This window comes from Alteromonas sp. NFXS44 (assembly GCF_040148705.1).
GTDB lineage: Bacteria > Pseudomonadota > Gammaproteobacteria > Enterobacterales > Alteromonadaceae > Alteromonas.
Genome location: NZ_JAGDEA010000009.1, coordinates 58,545 through 76,498 on the forward strand (window position 1 = coordinate 58,545; position 17,954 = coordinate 76,498).

General features: G+C 49.0%; 20 protein-coding genes. 11 read left to right on the forward strand and 9 right to left on the reverse strand.

Annotated elements, in window-relative coordinates; translation table 11 throughout:
• Position 1: 1 nt before the first annotated feature.
• From hisD to hisIE, 7 genes are read left to right on the forward strand one after another with little or no spacing between them, the layout of a single operon-like run.
• Positions 2-1,309: a histidinol dehydrogenase gene (gene hisD, locus J3369_RS13545; protein ID WP_349587785.1), complete on the forward strand. Its 1,308-nt coding sequence runs from the start codon at positions 2-4 to the stop codon at positions 1,307-1,309.
• On the forward strand, positions 1,306-2,388 hold the full coding sequence (hisC, locus tag J3369_RS13550) for a histidinol-phosphate transaminase (protein ID WP_349587787.1): 1,083 nt from the start codon (positions 1,306-1,308) through the stop codon (positions 2,386-2,388). The genes hisD and hisC overlap by 4 nt, the downstream gene beginning before the upstream one ends.
• Positions 2,385-3,455, forward strand: coding sequence for a bifunctional histidinol-phosphatase/imidazoleglycerol-phosphate dehydratase HisB (hisB, locus tag J3369_RS13555; RefSeq protein WP_349587790.1), 1,071 nt, complete (start codon positions 2,385-2,387; stop codon positions 3,453-3,455). The genes hisC and hisB overlap by 4 nt, the downstream gene beginning before the upstream one ends.
• Entirely contained in the window at positions 3,455-4,057 is a 603-nt protein-coding gene (gene hisH, locus J3369_RS13560; protein ID WP_349587793.1) for an imidazole glycerol phosphate synthase subunit HisH, read from the forward strand. Before hisB ends, hisH begins: the two co-directional genes overlap by 1 nt.
• Positions 4,057-4,794 carry a 1-(5-phosphoribosyl)-5-[(5-phosphoribosylamino)methylideneamino]imidazole-4-carboxamide isomerase gene (gene hisA / locus J3369_RS13565; RefSeq protein ID WP_349587795.1) on the forward strand — a complete coding sequence of 246 codons (738 nt, stop codon included), beginning with the start codon at positions 4,057-4,059 and terminating at the stop codon, positions 4,792-4,794. Before hisH ends, hisA begins: the two co-directional genes overlap by 1 nt.
• Complete coding sequence (gene hisF, locus J3369_RS13570) at positions 4,776-5,561, forward strand: imidazole glycerol phosphate synthase subunit HisF (protein WP_349587797.1); 786 nt, start codon at positions 4,776-4,778, stop codon at positions 5,559-5,561. Before hisA ends, hisF begins: the two co-directional genes overlap by 19 nt.
• Before the next feature lie 11 nt (positions 5,562-5,572).
• Positions 5,573-6,193, forward strand: coding sequence for a bifunctional phosphoribosyl-AMP cyclohydrolase/phosphoribosyl-ATP diphosphatase HisIE (gene hisIE, locus J3369_RS13575; protein WP_303575440.1), 621 nt, complete (start codon positions 5,573-5,575; stop codon positions 6,191-6,193).
• On the opposite strand, the gene J3369_RS13580 is transcribed toward hisIE, so the two are convergent.
• Positions 6,159-6,905 (reverse strand): substrate-binding periplasmic protein, encoded by a 747-nt coding sequence (locus J3369_RS13580; RefSeq protein WP_349587801.1) that lies wholly within the window; start codon positions 6,903-6,905, stop codon positions 6,159-6,161. The two genes, hisIE and J3369_RS13580, sit on opposite strands and share 35 nt — an antisense overlap.
• 180 nt (positions 6,906-7,085) lie before the next feature.
• Between J3369_RS13580 and lepB the strand changes: the two genes are divergently transcribed.
• The 3 genes from lepB (at position 7,086) to J3369_RS13595 (ending at position 8,930) form a co-directional block, all read left to right on the forward strand.
• On the forward strand, positions 7,086-7,733 hold the full coding sequence (lepB, locus tag J3369_RS13585; protein ID WP_349587803.1) for a signal peptidase I: 648 nt from the start codon (positions 7,086-7,088) through the stop codon (positions 7,731-7,733).
• A 152-nt stretch (positions 7,734-7,885) separates the two neighbouring features.
• Complete coding sequence (locus J3369_RS13590) at positions 7,886-8,335, forward strand: Hsp20 family protein (RefSeq protein WP_349587806.1); 450 nt, start codon at positions 7,886-7,888, stop codon at positions 8,333-8,335.
• Between the two features lie 139 nt (positions 8,336-8,474).
• A complete protein-coding gene (locus J3369_RS13595; RefSeq protein ID WP_303575448.1) occupies positions 8,475-8,930 on the forward strand; it encodes an Hsp20 family protein in 456 nt (151 codons plus the stop codon).
• 60 nt (positions 8,931-8,990) lie between these two features.
• Here the strand turns inward: J3369_RS13595 and J3369_RS13600 are convergent, their stop codons facing one another.
• Positions 8,991-9,887, reverse strand: a complete 897-nt coding sequence (locus J3369_RS13600; protein ID WP_349587809.1) for a LysR family transcriptional regulator — start codon at positions 9,885-9,887, stop codon at positions 8,991-8,993.
• A 113-nt stretch (positions 9,888-10,000) separates the two neighbouring features.
• On the opposite strand from J3369_RS13600, the gene J3369_RS13605 reads away from it, so the two are divergent.
• A complete protein-coding gene (locus tag J3369_RS13605) occupies positions 10,001-10,852 on the forward strand; it encodes an SDR family oxidoreductase (RefSeq protein ID WP_349587811.1) in 852 nt (283 codons plus the stop codon).
• A 4-nt stretch (positions 10,853-10,856) separates the two neighbouring features.
• Here J3369_RS13605 and J3369_RS13610 read toward each other — a convergent pair whose 3' ends face one another.
• From J3369_RS13610 to J3369_RS13640, 7 genes are all read right to left on the reverse strand, one after another.
• Positions 10,857-11,990, reverse strand: coding sequence for an alanine racemase (locus tag J3369_RS13610; protein ID WP_349587814.1), 1,134 nt, complete (start codon positions 11,988-11,990; stop codon positions 10,857-10,859).
• 3 nt (positions 11,991-11,993) lie between these two features.
• Complete coding sequence (locus J3369_RS13615) at positions 11,994-12,446, reverse strand: MAPEG family protein (RefSeq protein ID WP_349587816.1); 453 nt, start codon at positions 12,444-12,446, stop codon at positions 11,994-11,996.
• A 74-nt stretch (positions 12,447-12,520) separates the two neighbouring features.
• A complete protein-coding gene (gene adk, locus J3369_RS13620) occupies positions 12,521-13,165 on the reverse strand; it encodes an adenylate kinase (RefSeq protein ID WP_303575456.1) in 645 nt (214 codons plus the stop codon).
• Between the two features lie 310 nt (positions 13,166-13,475).
• Positions 13,476-15,398 (reverse strand): molecular chaperone HtpG, encoded by a 1,923-nt coding sequence (gene htpG / locus J3369_RS13625; protein WP_349587818.1) that lies wholly within the window; start codon positions 15,396-15,398, stop codon positions 13,476-13,478.
• A gap of 159 nt (positions 15,399-15,557) precedes the next feature.
• On the reverse strand, positions 15,558-16,157 hold the full coding sequence (gene recR / locus J3369_RS13630; RefSeq protein ID WP_119501893.1) for a recombination mediator RecR: 600 nt from the start codon (positions 16,155-16,157) through the stop codon (positions 15,558-15,560).
• A gap of 166 nt (positions 16,158-16,323) precedes the next feature.
• Positions 16,324-17,184: a DUF3037 domain-containing protein gene (locus J3369_RS13635; RefSeq protein WP_349587821.1), complete on the reverse strand. Its 861-nt coding sequence runs from the start codon at positions 17,182-17,184 to the stop codon at positions 16,324-16,326.
• The gene (locus J3369_RS13640) at positions 17,181-17,912 is read right to left on the reverse strand and encodes a HipA family kinase (protein ID WP_349587823.1); all 732 of its coding nucleotides are present in this window, start codon (positions 17,910-17,912) and stop codon (positions 17,181-17,183) included. The genes J3369_RS13635 and J3369_RS13640 overlap by 4 nt, the downstream gene beginning before the upstream one ends.
• Positions 17,913-17,954 lie beyond the last annotated feature (42 nt).

Below are 17,954 nucleotides of genomic sequence, written 5' to 3' on the forward strand. Positions count from 1 at the left end.
CATGATCAACTGGTCCTCACTTACACCTGCCGGGCAGACGGAAGCCCTCGCCCGGCCGGTTATGAAAAACTCAGACAGTCTGCGGGTGACCGTTGCAGACATACTCGCTGCGATACGCCAACAGGGCGATGCAGCGGTGCTGGAATACACCCGGAAGTTCGACTGTGCTTCACTGAACAGCCTGCCCCTTTCTGTTGCAAAGCGGGACGAATTGGCAGCACGGGTATCTGCTGACGTTAAAGACGCCCTGCTGGTTGCGTTCAACAACGTGAAACAATTCCACGAAGCGCAGAAGCCTCAGGATATCACCCTGACAACTACGCCGGGCGTAGTATGTGAGCAACGTTTTACCGCGCTGGATGCTGTCGGCCTTTATATACCCGGCGGCAGTGCGCCGTTACCGTCTACCGTGATGATGCTGGGCGTGCCGGCACTGGTTGCCGGATGCGAACGCAAAGTGCTGTGCACACCGCCTAACCAGGCCGGTGAAATCGCCCCGGAAATCGCTCTTGCGGCTTCACTCTGTGGCATTGAAGAAATTTATCTGTGTGGTGGTGCTCAGGCCATTGCCGCCATGGCGTTCGGAACAGAAAGTATTGCCAAAGTGGACAAGATTTTTGGCCCCGGCAACAGCTTTGTGACAGAAGCCAAACAGCAGGTCAGTCAGCGCGCCGACGGTGCCGCTATCGATATGCCTGCCGGTCCTTCAGAAGTGCTGGTGCTGGCAGATGGCAATGCTAACGCTGCGTTTGTGGCCTCGGATTTATTGTCGCAGGCAGAACACGGACCGGATTCCCAGGCCATTCTGGTTTCAGACAGTGAAGCGCTGATTGAAGCCACTAAAGCGCAGGTAGAAGCTCAGCTGGCGAAACTGTCCCGCAACAGCATTGCTTCTCAGGCCATGGAAAATGCCCGCTATATCCTCACCGGCTACATTAGCGAGGCCGTTCAGGTAAGTAACGCTTACGCGCCGGAACACTTAATTGTGCAAACCGACAACGCCCGCGACCTGCTTACCGACATCAAATATGCCGGTTCTATTTTTGTTGGCCAGTGGTCACCGGAATCTGCCGGCGATTACGCCTCAGGCACCAACCACGTGCTGCCAACCTATGGCTATGCACGAAATTATTCCAGCCTTGGCTTGCTTGATTTTATGCGTCGTTTTACTGTGCAGGAATTGTCTGCCGACGGCATGCGTAACCTTGGCCCGGCAATTATGAAGCTGGCCAATGCTGAAGGGCTCGATGCCCACGAGCAGGCCGTTGCCCTGCGTATGGCGGAGCTTGAAAAGGGGAATGACCAATGAGCAGCCTGGTCGACCAACTCATTAATGACAACCTGATCCCGCTGAAACCGTATGAGTCAGCGCGGCGCCTTTATGCCGGTGGTCAGGACTGGCTGAATGCCAACGAATCACCGTTTGCTAACCACTACGATGTAGACAGCAGCCATTTCAACCGTTATCCGTCCTGTCAGCCCGACGGCGTGATTAATGGTTATGCTGCCTATGCGAATGTTGATAAAAGCCAGTTGATGGTGACCCGTGGTGCTGACGAAGGCATAGAGCTGCTCATCCGCACCTTCTGTACGGCGGGTAAAGACAGTATTCTGATCTGTCCGCCAACCTATGGCATGTACGCCATCAGTGCAGAGACCTGCGATATTGGCGTGAAAAAAGTGCCACTGAAAGCCGACTTCAATCTGGATGTGGAAGGCATTTGCAGCAATGACGACGTCAATGTGGTGTTTATCTGTGCGCCGAATAATCCTACCGGTACACAAGTCGTCAAACAGGATTTAGACACCGTACTTCGCCACTTCACCGATAAAGCGCTGGTGGTTGTAGATGAAGCCTATATCGAGTTTGACGCAGAGAACACCTGGGCGAACAAGCTGGCAGATTACCCGAATCTGGTGATCCTGCGAACCCTGTCCAAAGCCTTTGCACTGGCCGGTTTACGCTGTGGATTTACCATCGCCAATGACGACGTGATTGCCGCGCTGATGAAAGTGATTGCGCCTTATCCTATTCCGGATCCGGTGGCGCAGATTGCTGCAGAGGCGTTAAGCGAAGAAAACATCGGTCGTCTGCATGCACAAGTCGATATTCTCAACGCAGAGAAAGCCCGCCTCACGGAAGCACTCAATGCGTTTGAAGAATTCGAAATGGTGGGCGACACCAAAGCCAACTACGTCCTGTTCCGCTATGCGGGATGCAAGGCACTGATGGCCTACCTGGTTGAGCGCGGCATGCTTATTCGCGACCAGTCCAAACAGCTGAACCTGGAAAACTGCCTGCGCGTGACCATCGGCAGTCCGGAGCAGGATGACCGCCTGATACAGCTGATTAATGATTATTTTTCCCAGACAGGAGCTTCCAAGTGAGTCAGCAAGCTATTTTATTTATCGATCGTGACGGTACCCTGGTTGAAGAGCCGCCCGTAGATAAGCAATTAGACAGCCTGGAAAAGCTGGTATTTGAGCCAAACGTTATTCCTGTTTTACTGAAATTGAAAGCTGCCGGTTTCTCACTGGTCATGGTGTCGAATCAAGACGGTTTAGGCACTGACAGCTTCCCGCAGGAAGATTTCGACAAGCCACACAATGCGATGATGGCGATTTTCGAATCTCAGGGCGTCACGTTTGATGATGTGCTGATTTGTCCACACTTCGACCACGAAAACTGTGCTTGCCGCAAGCCTAACCTTGGGCTGGTTAAAGACTACCTGCAACAGGGCCGCATCGATTTCACCCGCTCCTACGTGATTGGCGATCGCATCACTGATGTGCAGCTGGCCGAAAACATGGGCATAAAGTCGTTCCGGTACAACCCCGAAACCAACAACTGGAAAGATATCGAAAAAGCCTTACTGGCATCATCGCGCATTGCGGAAGTTGTGCGTAAGACGTCTGAAACCGATATCCGCGTGCGGGTGGATTTAGACTCTACGGCAAAATCACAAATCCACACCGGCATGGGCTTCTTTGACCATATGCTGGATCAGATTGCCACCCACGGCGGCTTTGAAATGCAGGTGTCGGTAGACGGTGATCTGCACATCGACGACCACCACAGCGTGGAAGATACCGCGTTGGCGCTGGGCGATGCGCTGAAGAAAGCGTTAGGCGACAAACGCGGTATTGGCCGCTTTGGTTTCGCACTGCCTATGGATGAGTGTCGTGCCGAATGTATCATGGACATTTCCAATCGTCCGTACCTGAAAATGGATGCAGAGTTCAGCCGCGATCAGGTTGGCGAAATGGCCACTGAAATGGTACCCCACTTCTTCTATTCACTGGCGCAAAGCATGGGCCTGTCCCTGCACCTGTCCACCAGCGAAGGTAATGCCCACCATCAGGTAGAGAGCCTGTTTAAGGTGTTTGGTCGTGCATTACGCCAGGCGATTACCCGTCAGGGCGATGCCCTGCCGAGCAGTAAAGGAGCCCTGTAATGGCGCAGAAGATTGTTATTGTTAACACCGGCTGTGCGAATATTTCGTCGGTGAAATTTGCCCTTGAGCGCCTGGGCGTAACGGTGGATGTATCTGATGATTTCGACACCATCAAAGCGGCCGATAAAGTATTTCTGCCCGGCGTGGGCAGTGCCTTTGCAGCTATGCGTAGCATAAACGGTAAAAATCTTACCGGCACCATTCGTTCACTGGAGCAACCGGTACTCGGCGTGTGTTTAGGCATGCAGCTGATGGTGGAAACCTCGGATGAAACCAGCAGTGGCCAGATTGACTGTTTAGGCCTGATGCCAGGCCACGTTGCTCGCTTGCAAGCGGGTGATTTGCGCCTGCCCCACATGGGCTGGAACACGGTAACGCCGCTTGAGGGCAACACGCTGTTCAAAGGCATTCCGGCTGACACCTATTTCTATTTTGTGCACAGCTTTGCCGTACCGGTATACGATAAAACCCTGGCCACCTGTGAATACGGCCAAACGTTCTCTGCCGCCCTGCACAGCAATAACTTCTTCGGTGTGCAGTTCCACCCCGAGCGAAGCGGCGAAGCCGGCGCACAACTTCTGACTAATTTTGTGGAAATGTAATGATTATTCCAGCAATTGATTTAATCGACGGCGCCGTGGTGCGTCTGTTCCAGGGTGACTACAACCAGAAAACCCAATACCAGAAAGATCCGGTAGACGTGGTTCATGACTACGCCGATCAGGGTGCTGAGTGGCTGCACATTGTCGACCTTACCGGTGCCAAAGACACAAGCAAACGACAGCTTACGCTTATCCGCAAAATGGTCGATACCCAAACCATGAAGTTTCAGGCTGGCGGCGGTATTCGCAGCGAAGAAGATGTGGCCCAACTGTTAGATTCTGGTGTAAGCCGCGTCGTCATTGGTTCACTGGCAGTAAAACAGCCTGAACTGGTGAAAGGCTGGATGCAGAAATACGGTGCCGGGAAAATTGTACTCGCGCTGGATGTGAACATCAACGACGCCGGTGAGCGCATGATTGCCACTCACGGCTGGCAGGAAGACTCCGGCGTAGCGCTGGAAGGTCTGCTGAAAGATTTTCAGGAAGTCGGCGTGAAACACGTGTTGTGCACGGATATCAGCCGCGACGGCACGTTGCAGGGCAGCAACGTAGATTTATACACCGATGTATGTGCCCGATTCCCGCAAGTAAGCTGGCAAGCTTCCGGCGGCATCGGGGGCCTGGATGACATCCGTGCCCTGCGTCCTGCCAATGTAGGCGGCGTGATCTTAGGCCGTGCCCTGCTGGAAGGTAAATTCACCGTTGAGGAGGCTATCGCATGCTGGCAAAACGGATAATTCCCTGTCTCGACGTGCGCGATGGCAAGGTGGTGAAAGGCGTTCAGTTCCGCAACCACGAAATCATTGGCGACATTGTGCCACTGGCAGAACAATACGCCAAGGCCGGTGCCGACGAGCTGGTTTTTTATGATATTACCGCGTCGTCTGATCAACGGGTTGTCGATAAAAGCTGGGTGAGCCGTATTGCCCAGGTCATCGACATTCCGTTTTGCGTGGCAGGTGGTATTAAATCGGTGGAAGACGCAGGACGCATTCTGGAAATGGGCGCGGACAAGATTTCCATTAACTCCCCTGCGCTTTCTAATCCGGACCTCATCAACGAGCTGCACGACATTTATGGTCAGCAGTGCGTAGTCATAGGTATCGACAGCTTCTACAACGAAGCCAACGGTCGTTACGACGTATACAAGTTTACCGGTGACGAGAGCCGAACCCAGCAGACCCATTGGCACACCCTCGACTGGATTCAAGAAGTGCAGTCACGCGGTGCCGGTGAAATCGTACTGAACTGTATGAATCAGGACGGCGTGCGTAAAGGTTATGACATCGAACAACTGAAAGCTGTGCGTGAAGTATGCAAAGTACCACTCATCGCCTCTGGTGGTGCCGGCGCCATTGAACACTTTACTGACGTATTCAAGCAGGCAGACGTCGACGGCGCGCTGGCAGCGTCGGTGTTTCACAAGGGCATCATTGATATGCACGAACTGAAAGACACGTTGGCTTCACAGGCTATTCCCATGTGTATCCGTCACGGCCTTTAAGGAACAATTTAATGATTATTACTAAAGACAATCTGACGCAGTTGGCGTGGGATAAAATGGATAACCTGCTTCCGGCTATCGTACAGGATGCCGTAACCGGCAAAGTACTGATGCAGGGTTATATGAACCCGGAAGCGCTGGAAGTCACACTGGACTCGAAAAAAGTCACCTTTTTCAGCCGCTCCAAACAGCGTTTGTGGATGAAGGGTGAAGAGTCTGGCAACGTTCTGAACCTGGTTGAAGTGGGTAGCGATTGCGATAACGACAGTCTGCTTATTCTGGCCCGTCCGAAAGGCCCGACCTGCCACACCGGTACAGAAAGCTGCTGGTTCGATAATCAGGCGCCGGCTTATACGTTCCTGGGTGATTTGGAACGGGTTTTGGCAGAGCGTAAGTATGCAGACCCTGAGTCCAGTTACACCGCTTCACTTTACAGCAAAGGCATTAAACGCATCGCTCAGAAAGTGGGTGAAGAAGGCGTGGAAACTGCACTTGCTGCAACGGTGCAGGATAAAGAAGAGCTGAAGAACGAAGCGGCTGACTTGCTTTATCACCTGACAGTGCTGCTGCAGGCCAGCGACATGTCAATGAAAGATGTTATTGCGGTGCTACGCGCCCGTCACCAGAAGTAATACCCATGCCCAGCTGTTGTGCCGCTTCTTTGAGTTGCGACACAACAGCGGGATCCGTGTCTTTACTGGCGGCCAGATAGCCGGTCACGGCTAGCTCGGGAATATCCATTACCGGATTGAGCTGCTCCCCGTCCACGTTTAATTTCTTCGCCGTTGCAGGAATCAGGGCAGGATCTTCGATAATAAAATCGACCATTCCCCTCAATAAATAATCCCACGAGCACTGAATATCTGCACATACCAGCATGTTCTGACCTTCCCTGAACCCCTGTTGCTGTAGCCAGTGATAGCTGATGTCGTCCCGTTGCACGGCAAATGTATAGTTGGTGAGATAACCCTGTTTAAGTTCCCCGTTTGCAACGGGCTGGCTTTTGAGGCCAACAACGGCAAGATGAAAAGCCGACACTTCAGCCAGCCAGTGAAACTGTTTTTCACGCTCCGGTGTCCGTGCAATGGAATAGATAAGTGTGCCGGCCTGACGTTCTGCCATGATGATACTTCTGGCCCAGGGATATAACGCAAACTCTCCCTTTACCCCGGCGGCTTCAAGGATAGCCTGTACTTTGTGCGTGGTCTCGCCGTCTACCCTGCCATATTTATTGAGGTAGTGATAAGGAGGCGATGACTCTGTCACCACCTGCAGAACTGTACTTTGAGCAGGCAGAGGGTGGCTGATAATCAAAAACAAGAGTAATACAAAAGAGATACGCATCCCTGAACCGTACCAAAAGTGATTATAAAACGTACGATATCATGCTTTATCATCAATAAAAATGACACCCGAACGATTCCTCCCGTTTTCATACCTTGTTACATCTGTGGATGAACTATTTCGCCGGACAACAGTTCTGACATTCAGACCTGCAATTTCTTCAACGATCAGAGGACGACTATGAAAGACAAGCGAACCGGGCTGAAGCGAATTTGGAAAGACAATCAATCCTTTTTTATATTTATCGGCCTGATGTTGTTTGTGCGTGCCGGTGTGGCAGACTGGTATTACATCCCTTCCGGTTCAATGGAACCTACCATTCAGGTTGGCGATCGCATATTTGTGAATAAGCTGGCTTATGAAATCAAAGTGCCGTTCACTGACATCAATCTGGCTGAAACAGGCTCCCCTGCCCGCGGAGATATTATTGTGTTCGACAGTAAGGCGGCAGATAATCGTCTGATTAAACGTGTTGTGGGCTTGCCCGGTGACAGAATTGCCATGCGCAATAACATCTTGTATCTGAACAATCAGCCCTTATTGTATTCCGGCGATGATGAAGATCAGCAGGAGCTATTGGGTAAAGTGCTTCATCAGATCCATCTGGATAAGAATGGCTCACCACTGTCCTCATTTAATACGGTGACTGTTCCGGAAGATCACGTGCTGGTACTGGGCGATAACCGTAATAACTCGGCCGATTCCAGAGTGCATGGCTTTATTCCTATGGATGAAATCATCGGCAAAGCGTCGCACATCGCCTATTCATTAGATAACGACAACGCTTATATGCCCAGGCTTGCACGCACATTTCAGGCGCTTGAATAAAAAATTTAAATTTTTTTGCTTTGAGGTGTTGAAAAGGTTTTTTTAGCACCTACATAGTAATTGTCGGCGCTTGATAGCAAGGCCGACAGAACCGCCGCCGCAATGTCGGGGCAAACATTTTGAACATATTGCTTTATAAAAAGGATATGACTATGCGTACTATCGATCTATCTCCACTTTACCGTTCTTTCATTGGTTCTGACCGTTTGGCATCACTTGTAGATGCAGCTTCACGTTCTGAGAGCCAGACTGCTTATCCCCCTTATAATATTGAATTGCTTGGCGACGATAAATATCGCGTGTCCATGGCGATTGCCGGATTTACAACTGAAGAAGTTAACATTGTCTCCGAAAACAACACATTAACGGTAACGGGCAAAAAAGTCCCTGCTGAAAATGACGAAGCCGGCAAAAAACAATACCTGCACAAAGGAATTTCAGAGCGCAGCTTTGAGCGTAAATTCCAGCTTGGTGATCATGTAAAAGTGACCGGCGCAGATATGCAGCACGGCTTGTTACATATTGACCTTGAGCGTGTTGTGCCTGAGGCGAAGAAGCCCCGTCGTATTGAAATCGGCAATACACCGGTCAGTAACGGGTAAGCCATTCTGGTCTGCATACACAGACCTCATTTAACTAACGATTTTATTTTTCGTGCCTGCAGGTGCAGGCACGGAATAACCTGAGTCGCCGGATACGGGGCTCTGCATTTACATATTGCTTAATTGGAAGGATATGACTATGAGAACAATTGATTTATCACCACTTTACCGTTCATTTATCGGCTCAGACCGTCTGGCTTCATTCATTGATAATGCTACCCGGTTTGAAAATCAGAGCGCTTTTCCCCCGTATAACATTGAATTGCTCGAGGAAAATAAATATCGCATCGCAATGGCAGTAGCCGGATTTGCAGAAAGCGAAATCAGTATTGAAGTACAGGAAAATACGCTGACCGTGACAGGCAGCAAGGCTGCTGATGACAATGAGTCATCGCGTAAATTCCTTCACAAAGGTATTTCAGAGCGCAATTTTGAACGCAAATTTCAGCTTGGTGATCATGTAAACGTATTAAGCGCAAATCTCGAAAATGGTTTGCTGAGTGTCGATCTGGAAAGAGTTATCCCTGAAGCTAAAAAGCCTAAACAGATCGCTATCGGCTCTGCGGCCCTTGAGCACAAAAGCACCGGTGAATAATCCGGAAGGGTTTTACTGCAATTAAATATAAAAACGGCACCTGCTCCCGGTGCCGTTTTTTTATTTGAATATATTGGCAGACACAAGGTAGTCAATCAGCACCCGTGTGCGCTGCGGTAAGTTTTTCCGCGACGGATACACCAGTGAGAAAGCCGTGCGTTCCCCATGCCACCCCGGCAGTATCTGAACCAGCTCTCCCCGCTCTGTTTCTTCTTTCACCGTAGATGGCAGCAGTAAGGCCACTCCCGTTCCCATAGCCGCCATCTTGTGGATCAAATGGGGCGAGTTACTTCTGTAATATCTGGAAGGTGTTATTGTTCTGCTGCTGTCTTTACTTTGCAACCGCACATTATTGTGCCAGTGAGGTAAATCCAGCAACACCCAGGGCATTGCTTCCAGCGCGTCGAGGCTCTCCGGTTCACCAAATCTATCCAGCATTGCAGGCTGTGCAAATATCGCAAATGTTTCCTCATGAAGTACCCTGGCAATCAGCGAGGCATCGCGGGGTAATCCAATCCTGATAGCCAGATCAATTTTCTCTGAGATTAAATCAACCCGCTCGTCATCCAGTACAAAATCAATCTGAACCTCAGGAAACTGCCGGATGAACCCATCCAGTGCAGGCAGCACAAACTTGTGGGCAATATCATGATTCATGGTTATAGCGACACGTCCTGCAGGAACACGGGTATTCGTAATGCTGTCTATATCTTCAAGTACTTCCTGCAGAATAGTTGCACGGCTGAAAACACGCTGACCTTCCTCTGTCAGCATTAATTTTCTGGTTGAGCGTTGCAACAACCGGCTGCCTAAAGCGCCCTCCAAATCTGCAACCTGCTCACTGACTCTCGAACGGCTGGAATGCAACACTCTGGCTGCAGCAGCAAAACTCCCCTGCTCTGCCACCACACAAAATATTGCCAGGTGCCTGAGATAGGCAAAATCAATTGTACTCATTTTCCGAACACTACATTCACTTTTGTCCTACTTATCATAGCAACCACATAGCACCATAATCTAGTCATCCGTCCAATACGGCACGGCAAAATAGTTTTAACAGGAGAACAATCATGATTGGAATTACCGGTGCAACAGGTCAGTTAGGTCAACTGACAATTAAACACCTGCTAACGAAAGAATCCGCAGACTCTTTGATCACGCTGGTCAGAGACCCCGGCAAGTCGCAAGCTATGTTTGCTGATATTGCCTCACGGCACTTCGACTACAGTAAACCTGACACGCTGACAGATGCACTAACCGGTATCACGACACTGTTTCTCATTTCAGGCAGTGAAATCGGACAGCGTATTGAACAACATGCCAATGTAATCGATGCGGCTAAACGCGCCGGTGTGAAAGCCCTGGTGTATTCAAGCTTGTTACGGGCAGACACTTCATCTCTGATGCTGGCAGAAGAGCACAAAGCCACAGAGCAACGCATTCAGGCTTCCGGCATGGATTACGTGATTTTACGGAACGGCTGGTACACAGAGAACTACACGCAGGGTCTACAGGCTGTTCTTGACGCCGGCGTGCTGGCCGGCGCGGCCGGTTATGGCCGCATTGATTCAGCGACCCGCAATGATTACGCAGAGGCAACAGCGAATGTGCTGACAGATGTATCTGCGCACAAAGGAAACGTGTATGAGCTGGCCGGTGATGCTTCGTTTACTCTGCAGGGATATGCAGACGCTGTCAGCGCTGTAACCGGTAAGCCCGTTCATTTTGAATCCATGAATTATGAGGGTTACAAACAATTCCTGCAGGATGTTGCCGGTCTGCCGGAAGGTTTTGCTCATGTGCTGGCAGATTCAGAGCATCATGCAAAAGATGGCGGCCTTTCCGGCTCAAGCGATGAATTACACCGTCTGTTGGGAAGAGCGACGCCTTCTCTTATGGAAGTAATAAAGCAATCACTGTAACGTGTCACCAGCCGTCAGCACTATGCCAGATAGCGCTGACGGTGCGGTTGTCACGGGTAACGTGGTAACGCCGGTACTGACCCGCCGTCGCGCAGGCATGATTTGGCAGGATCCGGAGTTGACGGCCGAATCCGAAACCTTGATCCGGTACCGGTAAACCATCTTTATGCTCAATGATACCGTGTTCCTGGTTTGTCTGACTGACATACCAGCCATCCAGTATATTGCACCCGGCATCAGCGACCAGACCATATCCGTGGGAGTCAGAGCCTTTATCTCTCGACAGTCCCATCCAGCCTGCGTCCACCAGTACCTGATTCTTCTTCATCTGATGACCAATGACTGTCGTCAACACACTCATTGCAATGTCAGATACTGAACAAACCCCCAGACCGGCCATCACCAGATCAAACGTTGCGTACACACCGGCGCGGATCTCGGTAATGCCTCCGGGCTTATAATCAGATAACGCTGTTGGCGTGGATCCTACAGAAATGATGTCAGCAGGTAATCCCGCAGCTTTGAGTCTGTTCGCCGCCAGTACCGTACGACTGCATTCCTGTTCTGCCATGGCATATTGCGCCTCGGGCGTGTTACACCCGTAAGATGCACCTGCATGGGCCATCACGCCGGAAAAACGGATATGCGCAGTGTTGTTCAACTGCTCAGCCATAGAGATCAATTGCATGCTCTCAGGCCCGGCACCGGCACGGTGATCATCAACATCCAGTTCTATCATTACCCGCAGCGGCACAATAAAAGTACGGCGGGCTTTTACCAGCGCCTCCACCGCCGCTTCATTGTCAACGACAACAATCAGGTCGACGCCACGTTCCAGAAGCTCATTAACCGCAGAGAATTTATTCGGCGTTATACCCACCGCATACAGAATATCTTTGTAACCGGCCTGCGCAAAGTAACGGGCTTCTTCCAGTGTGGAAACCGTGACAGGCCCTGGCAGCGGTGCATAAATTTCCGCAGCTTCACGGCTTTTCAGTGTTTTAACATGGGGCCGCAGTGTCACGCCGTCCCGGCGACATTTCTCCTGCATGCGTTCGCTGTTCGCCCGCAACTTATTCTCGTCAATGAGGCAGACCGGGGTCACCAGAGCAGAAAAATCAGATAATAACTCAGACATAAACTAAATCAGGTAGTGGATCATAAACAGGTTCGAGCAGGCAAGAAACAGCATAGACAAGAACGTCAGGAGCATGCCTGATAAACGTTGCCAGCTTGTTCCTTCACTGTGACGCAAGCCGTAAGCATGGAGAATGCGACCAAATAATATAGCGCAGCCACCCACGTGCAATACCCAGTGCTGGGGATGCAAGCTTTCCAGGCACGCCAGCAGAATAAGAGTGATTGGCACATATTCGCTGAAATTGCCGTGTACACGAATGGCACGGGTAAGTTCATCATTGCCTCCGTCACCCACACCGATCCGGGCGCTGCGGCGGACATTAATAACGGCGAATGACAGGTAGATATAACACAAGGCTAACAGACTTGCGTAAAACGCAGTAATCGGGAAACTCATAATCGTCAGGTTTAATAATGGGTTATTGGCGTCTATTCTGGCAATTAAGCGGCACACTGGCAAAGCCTTTTACCCGCTTTGACAGTGAAGTATAAAAAAAGGCCGCTTGATGCGGCCTTTAGTAAGAATTTTTAACCGAGAAGCTCAGCCAGCTCTTTGCTGACCTGCTCTACCGGTTTGGTGCCGTCCAGCTTGTGGTACTGGCAGTTTCCGGCTTCAGCTTCTGCAGAGTAGTAGTTTACCAGAGGCTTAGTTTGCTCGTGGTACACGCCTAAACGCTTACGTACTGTTTCTTCTTTGTCGTCATCACGGATGATCAGTTCTTCACCGGTTTCATCATCTTTACCTTCCACTTTCGGTGGATTGTAAACAACGTGATAAACACGACCTGAGGCAGGATGTACACGACGGCCGCCCATACGCTCAACGATAACATCATCAGGTACGTCAAACTCAATGCAATGATCTACAGATACGCCTGCTTCTTTCATTGCATCAGCCTGAGGGATGGTACGGGGAAAACCGTCAAGCAGGAAACCTTGCTTGCAGTCGTCCTGGGCAATACGCTCTTTAACCAGACCAATAATGATGTCATCAGACACCAGTTTACCTTCGTCCATTACACGCTTGGCAGCAAGACCAAGTTCAGTACCGGCCTTGATGGCCGAACGCAACATGTCACCAGTAGAGATTTGAGGAATACCGTATTTCCCCATCAGAAATTGTGCCTGAGTTCCCTTACCGGCGCCCGGTGCGCCCAGAAGAATGATTCGCATTTTGCGCTCTCCGCTTTATTTTCTCAACTGTTGGGCACTTTACACACTAAGCATCAGCGAAACAAGCCCATAGCAAGTACAGAGTCAGATTATACGACCTATGTCGCATGGTTTATGAACAATAGTCGTAAGGGCATGCGAAGGCGTGAAGACATACATTTCTTTAACAGCCAGTCATTAAAGGTTAAGCAGCAGGAACAGAGTATTGATTTGTAGGGAAATATCTTTCCTAAATAAATATAAGTGATAGTTAAAATAAAAACGGGCCATAAAGACCCGTTTTCATATGTTTACAGTCGGTGAACCGGCTTTATTTTGCCATACTCATTAACAGACTGTTTAAATTGCGTACAAAGCTGGACGGGTCTTTCAGACTGCCCTGCTCAGACAATGCTGCCTGATCGTACAATACGCCTACCCACTGATTAAACAGAGCTTCATCCTGTACATCAGCCAGCTTTTTCACTAACTGGTGCTCAGGGTTCAGTTCGAAGTGGTATTTCACATCCGGTACTGTCTGACCGGCAGCCTGCATCAGCTTCATCATCTGCGTGGTCATGCCGTTTTCATCAGCCGTGATCACCGCAGGAGATTCTGTCAGACGGTGAGTAAATTTCACGTCGACAACTTTGTCACCCAATGCAGTTTTCGCGCGCTCAAGCACACCTTCCACTTCTTTTTCTGCTTCTTCCTGCGCCTTTTTGGTTTCCTCGTCGTCAAGGTCACCTAAATCTAAATCACCTTTAGCAATAGACTGGAAAGACTTCTCATTGTACTCAGTCAGGTGAGACATTAACCATTCGTCAATGCGCTCGCCCATCAGCAACACTTCGATACCTTTCTTGCGGAAGAACTCCAGGTGCGGGCTGGTTTTCGCAGCTTGCAGACTGTCAGCGGTGACAAAGTAAATTTTGTCCTGACCTTCCTTCATGCGGCCAATGTAATCATCCAGAGACACAGTTTGCGCATCGGAATCACCATGAGTTGACGAGAAGCGAAGCAGGCCGGCAATTTTATCTTTGTTGCTGAAGTCTTCGGCAGGACCTTCTTTCAGCACGTTACCAAATTCACCCCAGAACGACTGATACTTTTCGCTGTCGTTCTTCGCCATTTTCTCCAGCATCTGCAATACGCGTTTGGTACAACCCTGACGCAATGTCTGGGTGACTTTGTTGTCCTGCAGAATTTCACGGGAAACGTTCAGCGGCAGATCGTTAGAATCAAGCAGACCTTTTACGAAACGCAGGTACGTTGGCATGAACTGTTCAGCGTCATCCATAATGAATACACGCTGGACGTAGAGCTTCAGACCATGATTCTGATCACGGTTCCACATATCAAACGGCGCTTTAGAAGGAATGTACAGTAAGCTGGTGTACTCACTCTTACCTTCTACTTTGTTGTGCGCCCATGCCAATGGATCAGCAAAGTCATGAGAAATGTGCTTATAGAATTCTTTATATTCTTCTTCAGAGATATCTGACTTATCCCGTGTCCACAATGCCGTGGCTTTGTTGACACTCTCCCATTCGCCGGGAACAGCCGGTGTTTTTTCACCGTCAGGACCTTCACTTTCAGGGATCTCATCTTTCCACATTTGCACCGGAATGCTGATGTGGTCGGAATATTTGCTGATAATTGAGCGCAGACGCCAGTTATCAACAAACTCTTTTTCTTCTTCACGGATGTGCAGAACAATTTCAGTGCCGCGGGCAGGCTTGTTAATTTCTGCTACAGTGAATTCACCTTCACCGTCAGAAATCCACTCAACGCCCTGACTGGCGTCAGTGCCGGCAGCACGGGATCTTACCGTCACTTTATCAGCCACGATGAATGCTGAGTAAAAGCCCACACCAAACTGACCTATCAGTTGTGAGTCTTTTGCCGCATCACCGGAAAGCTTACTAAAGAAATCCTTGGTACCGGATTTTGCAATGGTACCCAGATTCGCAATAACTTCTTCTTTCGTCATACCAATGCCGTTATCAGCAATGGTAATGGTACCTGCATCAGCATCGGTACTGATCTTCACGTTCAGTTCGCCGTCGCCTTCGTACAGACTGTTATTTTCCAGTGCACGGAAGCGTAACTTATCGGCGGCATCTGCTGCGTTCGATACCAGTTCACGAAGGAAGATTTCTTTGTTGGAATACAAAGAATGAATCATCAGTTGCAGAAGCTGTTTTACTTCAGTCTGAAAACCATGTTTTTCTTGTTGGGCTGCTTCAGCCATAAACCAGAGTCTCCTAGCTATTTGAATCAATTTCAGTCTAGGAAGTAGGGTCGGGCCGGGATAATTTCAACCTGAAAAGTGGGGTTTTTATCAGATTTGATAAAATTGAGTGAAATGATGCTCTGCCAACGGTAATGACAGAGCAGAAAATGTTGAAGCTTAAAGCGTGCGGCGACCGGAGAACGCGTGGGTCAGCGTGCTGCCATCGATATATTCTAATTCGCCACCTACCGGTACACCATGCGCTATCCGGCTTGCCGTGATATCAAGCCCGTTACACATTTGCGCAATATAATGTGCCGTGGCTTCGCCCTCTACCGTAGGGTTAGTTGCCAGAATGACTTCAGATACCGGAGAGGCTTTAAGTCGCGTTTCCAGTTCGGTCAGCCCTATATCAGCCGGCCCGATGCCGTCGATGGGCGACAAATGTCCCATCAAGACAAAGTATGTGCCGGTAAATGTCATGGTTTGCTCAATGGCCAGCACATCCTGCGGACTTTCGACAATGCACAACACACCCGCTTCCTGACGTTTCGGCGAACGGCAGATTTCACATACATCGTCTTCAGTAAACGTGCGGCATTGCTGGCAATGCTGAATGTGCTCCATAGCATTATGCAGCACCGTGCCCAACTTCATGGCGCCATCCCTGTTTCGTTCGAGCAGGTGAAACGCCATACGCTGGGCACTTTTATTGCCCACACCAGGCAAACAGGTGAGCGCTTCGATTAGCTCACCCAGAAGCGGACTGAATTTCATTGATTAAAACGGCATTTTGAAGCCAAATGAGGCTTCGTTGATGATTTGTGATGCTATGCGATATTTCGCGGCTTGTAGCGGTGTTTTCATTCTTTCCATCACTGAATATAACTCAATATCACTCTCAATTTGGCCCCTATTTGGCCCCCTGAATTAGGGGCCTAAACTATTGCCACGAAGTTGAAGAATCAATGTAATCCCCAGAATCACGAGCGAAAGAGACGATATTACTTATGTTCTCAAATTGCTCTAAATTAATGCCGAGGTCTTCCACCGAGCCTGTGACTTCGTCATAAACCTCTTTGAAGTCATTATGTGGCTTTAGGGGAGGCTCCACTGCAATGAGCGCCTGTTCCGGCATAACAATGTTCTTCTCAACTAAAGCCTTCATCCGATTCACCCACATAAGTCCATGCTCAGCAGCACTCATTGCGGTCTTCTGATCGAAAGCCAACGGTTTAATAATACGTTTGCCTTGACTAGTATTCCTTACAAAAGGAAGTGTGAATTCGTAAATCCCAGCTTTTAACTTTCGTTCGCTGTACTTGTGAGCCAGTTCATTAGCAAAAGTCTCGCGTAGAGCTTTGACCATTTGTTGCTCTCGGTACTTTTGATTTACAAAATCACGGGCAACAAATTTTTGATACAACTTATCCAACATTTTTTCAGCTCTTTCATTAGCTAAAACCCTGCTGACATTACCAAAATGCATTACAGATTCACGCTGACGCGTAAGTTCTCTAAAAACGCCGATTAATTCTTTATTTCTTAGATGGTTTGCTCGACAAAAGCTCTGTAACCTCGTTAATTCATCGGTAAATGATTCAACCGCTTGTTTGTAAAGCTGTTTATCCATTTCTTCGAAGAAATTCGTAACTCTGCCAAAACGTTTTGGAGATACCTTAAAGATAAGCCGTCCTTCTTTAGGCTCGATCAAGACAATACCTACGTTTGCAAACTCTCTTGTCTCAATGAAAGGCATAAAGCGTACTACTGCATACGCGTATACAGAATTGCTGTTAATCATGCTAAAGCCTCCCAAAAGTTTTCGTTTACAAAGTCGTTCAATAGTACCCGTATTCTATCTATTTCTCCATCGGCATCTTTAAGTCCATCGAGCCATTCTTGAGGTATGATATTAATGACTGCATCAAAGTCTAACATAGCTTCTTCAAATTTAGCTTGATAGTGTGCTTTATCAATCACATCTGTAAATAGATCAGTTTGCCCCTTAATTACCGAACTCGCTGCATGAATACTTTTGTGATCAAGACTGGAAAAGTCATGCTCAAAGGCCAAGTTGTGGTCAAATACCACCAAATCGCCAGTAACGATGTTATAGTAGAGATTAGGGTTGCCCCCCTTATCAGTCAGCGTTCTATCACTGTTTTTTATCCAGTAATCAAACATAAAAAGATCCAATAACAGAGATTTTTTTACTTCCCTAAGTCTATCTAAATTCACTTCCTGCAAGCTATCTTTCAACTCTGAAGCGAACGCGATTCCACATCCCAAATCGTTAGTTAACTCATCGTCGCCTTCAACTAGAAGATCATCGATATACACTAGTTGAGAATCAGGTACAGGCAGGCCAAATCGAGTACCCAACTGGGCTGCAATCCATTCATAGATACATCCGAGATATGCGGCATTCAACCTCTTAACGACGTAAAGTTTTCCATCATCTCCACGGCACAGCCAGGGTTTGGTAAACCCCTGGGTCATCCGTTGTTGAATTTCGATTATGTTTATCAAGTGGTTAGCCTTTTAACTCTCTAAAAACTTCCGTTTGTATTC

What these genes read in the sequence shown, in the direction of transcription:
- recR (WP_119501893.1), bottom strand. Translation starts at nt 16,157, where the DNA reads ATGAAATTCAGTCCGCTTCTGGGTGAGCTAATCGAAGCGCTCACCTGT.
- hisIE (WP_303575440.1), top strand. Translation starts at nt 5,573, where the DNA reads ATGATTATTACTAAAGACAATCTGACGCAGTTGGCGTGGGATAAAATG.
- htpG (WP_349587818.1), bottom strand. Translation starts at nt 15,398, where the DNA reads ATGGCTGAAGCAGCCCAACAAGAAAAACATGGTTTTCAGACTGAAGTA.
- lepB (WP_349587803.1), top strand. Translation starts at nt 7,086, where the DNA reads ATGAAAGACAAGCGAACCGGGCTGAAGCGAATTTGGAAAGACAATCAA.
- hisC (WP_349587787.1), top strand. Translation starts at nt 1,306, where the DNA reads ATGAGCAGCCTGGTCGACCAACTCATTAATGACAACCTGATCCCGCTG.
- J3369_RS13590 (WP_349587806.1), top strand. Translation starts at nt 7,886, where the DNA reads ATGCGTACTATCGATCTATCTCCACTTTACCGTTCTTTCATTGGTTCT.
- J3369_RS13635 (WP_349587821.1), bottom strand. Translation starts at nt 17,184, where the DNA reads ATGATTAACAGCAATTCTGTATACGCGTATGCAGTAGTACGCTTTATG.
- hisF (WP_349587797.1), top strand. Translation starts at nt 4,776, where the DNA reads ATGCTGGCAAAACGGATAATTCCCTGTCTCGACGTGCGCGATGGCAAG.
- J3369_RS13600 (WP_349587809.1), bottom strand. Translation starts at nt 9,887, where the DNA reads ATGAGTACAATTGATTTTGCCTATCTCAGGCACCTGGCAATATTTTGT.
- hisA (WP_349587795.1), top strand. Translation starts at nt 4,057, where the DNA reads ATGATTATTCCAGCAATTGATTTAATCGACGGCGCCGTGGTGCGTCTG.
- J3369_RS13605 (WP_349587811.1), top strand. Translation starts at nt 10,001, where the DNA reads ATGATTGGAATTACCGGTGCAACAGGTCAGTTAGGTCAACTGACAATT.
- J3369_RS13580 (WP_349587801.1), bottom strand. Translation starts at nt 6,905, where the DNA reads ATGCGTATCTCTTTTGTATTACTCTTGTTTTTGATTATCAGCCACCCT.
- J3369_RS13610 (WP_349587814.1), bottom strand. Translation starts at nt 11,990, where the DNA reads ATGTCTGAGTTATTATCTGATTTTTCTGCTCTGGTGACCCCGGTCTGC.
- hisD (WP_349587785.1), top strand. Translation starts at nt 2, where the DNA reads ATGATCAACTGGTCCTCACTTACACCTGCCGGGCAGACGGAAGCCCTC.
- adk (WP_303575456.1), bottom strand. Translation starts at nt 13,165, where the DNA reads ATGCGAATCATTCTTCTGGGCGCACCGGGCGCCGGTAAGGGAACTCAG.
- hisH (WP_349587793.1), top strand. Translation starts at nt 3,455, where the DNA reads ATGGCGCAGAAGATTGTTATTGTTAACACCGGCTGTGCGAATATTTCG.
- J3369_RS13595 (WP_303575448.1), top strand. Translation starts at nt 8,475, where the DNA reads ATGAGAACAATTGATTTATCACCACTTTACCGTTCATTTATCGGCTCA.